Below are 2,919 nucleotides of genomic sequence, written 5' to 3'. Positions count from 1 at the left end.
GCAGTTCAACCAGTTATCAGTTAAGTAGGATGATGCTTTAGTCCAATTTTCCCCCCCGTCAAGAGTATAGAAAATGTCCCAGCCGATGACCCAGCCGATATCCTGGTTTATGAAATCTCCGGTTACAGTTCCACCTGTTGTATTTTCAATATATTGGAGTGTCCATGTTTCTCCGCCGTCTGTTGTATGATGAACATTTCCAACTCCTCCGATGACCCAGCCTTCTGTATCGCTGATGAAAGAGAGTTTTCGTAAATCCATCCATTCATCGATAGTTTGCTGCATCCAGTTCTGTCCGCTGTCTGTTGTATGAATGACGAGACCGCCATCCCCCGAGATCCAGCCTTCATTGGGATTGATGAAATATACATCGAAGAATTCTTCAAAGGTCTGGAATGTTTGCTGATTCCAGGTTTGACCACCATCAGTTGTGTGTCTGATAAATCCCCAACTGCCAACAAGCCAGCCATTATTCGCATCGATGAAAAAAATATTATACAAACATTCTCCTGTTTGAATGTCTACGATTTCCCAATCAGTTCCTCCATTTGTTGTTGATAAAAGAGTTCCGTTCCAGCCTACGATCCAACCACTATTTTCGTTTTGGAAGAAAACTTTGTTCAGATCGTTTTCTGTTCCGGATGATTGTTCAATCCAGGAATTTCCTCCGTTTGTTGTTTTGAATATCATACCTGAATCTCCCACAATCCAGCCGGTATTTTCATCAATGAAAAAAACACCTTTCAGATGACTGCCGTCACCAATATAATCGATATTAAAGTCTTCACTACCATTTGTGATGTGCATAATAAGTCCAAAATCTCCAACTATCCAACCGGAATTTTCATCGATAAAATAAGAATCGCGATTAACATTTCCAGTTGGTAAAGGATTTTGCCAGAACCATCCGTCCTGGGAAAAGATTAAAATGCTAAATCCCCAGAATAGAAGCGATAGAATAAGTTTTTTTACTTTCATCATAACCTCCTTTGTTTGTTCAGGATTTGATTTTTCTTTTTCGCTTTTTTCTCTTTACTACTGCGTGTTTCTTTCTTTGATGATGAGATCAAGACTCTAGAGAGGAATATCAAAACGATCGCCAGAATTATGATCGTGATATTTTCAATTATATGAAGCAGAATATCCATTGTTCCTCCCGTTTTCAACCAAAATTAGTTTTCTTTTCACTTATCTTATTTGAAGTATTGAGGTTTCTTTCATCGAACTTCATCAATACTTCATAATACAAGGAATTCTTCATGCTTTTCCTACTTGATGAGGATCATCTTGCCGGAATATGTATTTTTATCTGTTTGAATAACATACATATAAATTCCGGAAGAGACCTTTCTACCATCAGAATCTTCTCCGTCCCAGGAAGTTCTAAAGTTCTCTTGAGCGTAATGACCTTTGTATAAATTCTTTATCATTTGACCTTTGGAATTGTAGATTGTAACTTCGAGATTTCCTGCTTCTTTCATTGAAAATCCGATCTCGGTGTTATGAGAGAATGGATTCGGATAATTGTAGATGCTGTATATTTCTATATCCGGAGCATCCGGATTTTCATTTTCACCATTTGGGATAGTTAAGGATATTGGTCCGTGTGTATTTGTATTTCCGGAAGCATCACGATTTTCTATCCAATAGAAATAAGTAGAATTTGTTTCAACATCATTTTCGTCGATAAAAGTATATTCCGTTGGTTCGAATGATGTTCCTGCTCCTGCAATCAAGATTGAATTAACTTGAAATGATTCATTCAAATTACTATTATGGGAACGATAAACATTCCAACCGACATTATTGGATTCGGATTGAGTTGTCCAGTTCAGGGTTGGAGTTCCGTCATGATAGAAAGCAGTGAAAGAGGATAGCTCAACTGGAGTGGGAGGTTCTCCTCCAATAACAAAAGCCAGATCGAGATATTCGTTATAAGGTTCCGGTGTCGTTAATTGCATCCATCTGGAATAAGTATTATCCCAATATACGGCTGTATCATTCCATGTATCTAAAGATGATTTCCATCCGACACCGATAGGATTAATACAGATATTCAACCAGTAAATGTTTCCTTCAATTTGTGTGAATGGATTTGAAATATTTTCAATATTGATTTGAAAATATTGCTGATGATCTGGTCTTACCGCTTGATTTTCTACCGGATCAAACCAACCTTGATCGCCAAAATAAGGTCCTCTAACAGTGAAATCACCTACAAAGAAATTTTCACCCCAAAGATATTCATCAGGTTGGCTATAGCCAAATTGACCTGGTGCTGGCATATCTGAATAGATAGCTAAACTGACAAAACTTATTGTTTGAACATCATCCTGTTCCCATGAAATCCAGAGATGAATGTCATCAACAGGACCAGTTTCGCTGCATTGCCAATCATCGGCTAAAGAAATATAATCGCATAAAAGTTCAACATCCCAACCATTTGGATCCGGTAGTTGCGGATAATGCATTTTGTGTCCGTCACCCGGATCCCAATCAGATAATAACAAACTTACCAAAACTACTAAACAAACTAACATCATTGATTTTTTCATCTTTTTCTCCTTTTTTGGATATAATTATCCTGTTTTTTGATCTTTAATTCAACGCATTGAATGTTCTCGAAAACTTGATTTTTCTAATTGCGATTTTCGTGCCAAAAAATAAAAGGAGAAGATCAGTTATTGTATTTACATATTTTAAAAGAAGATATGAGTATAGATCAAAGAAATTGGAATCTAATAAAATCAGTTTAGTGTTTTATTTATAAGACAGAATGTATTGGATTTGAGAAAAGTAACTCATTGCTCCTGCTTTGAGAAAAGTAACTCATAGCTCCTGCTTTGAGAAAAGTAACTCATTGCTCCTGCTTTGAGAAAAGTAACTCATTGCTCCTGCTTTGAGAACTAAACATCTATC

Annotated in this window: 2 protein-coding genes; both read right to left on the bottom strand. The window is 36.7% G+C overall.

Annotated features, from left to right (window positions below; all coding sequences use genetic code 11):
• Positions 1 to 981 (bottom strand): hypothetical protein (locus ENL20_00425; GenBank protein HHE37026.1); only part of this gene is annotated, 981 nt, incomplete at its 3' end.
• A 287-nt stretch (positions 982 to 1,268) separates the two neighbouring features.
• The gene (locus ENL20_00420) at positions 1,269 to 2,555 is read right to left on the bottom strand and encodes a T9SS type A sorting domain-containing protein (protein HHE37025.1); all 1,287 of its coding nucleotides are present in this window, start codon (positions 2,553 to 2,555) and stop codon (positions 1,269 to 1,271) included.
• Positions 2,556 to 2,919 lie beyond the last annotated feature (364 nt).

This window comes from Candidatus Cloacimonadota bacterium (assembly GCA_011372345.1).
In the GTDB taxonomy this organism is placed as follows: Bacteria; Cloacimonadota; Cloacimonadia; order Cloacimonadales; family TCS61; genus DRTC01.
The sequence above is the reverse complement of the archived record's forward strand: the minus strand, read 5'-3'. Positions and strand labels throughout refer to the sequence as shown.

Excerpts from the sequence above, each read along its gene's own strand:
- ENL20_00420 (HHE37025.1), bottom strand. The coding sequence starts at position 2,555 with ATGAAAAAATCAATGATGTTAGTTTGTTTAGTAGTTTTGGTAAGTTTG.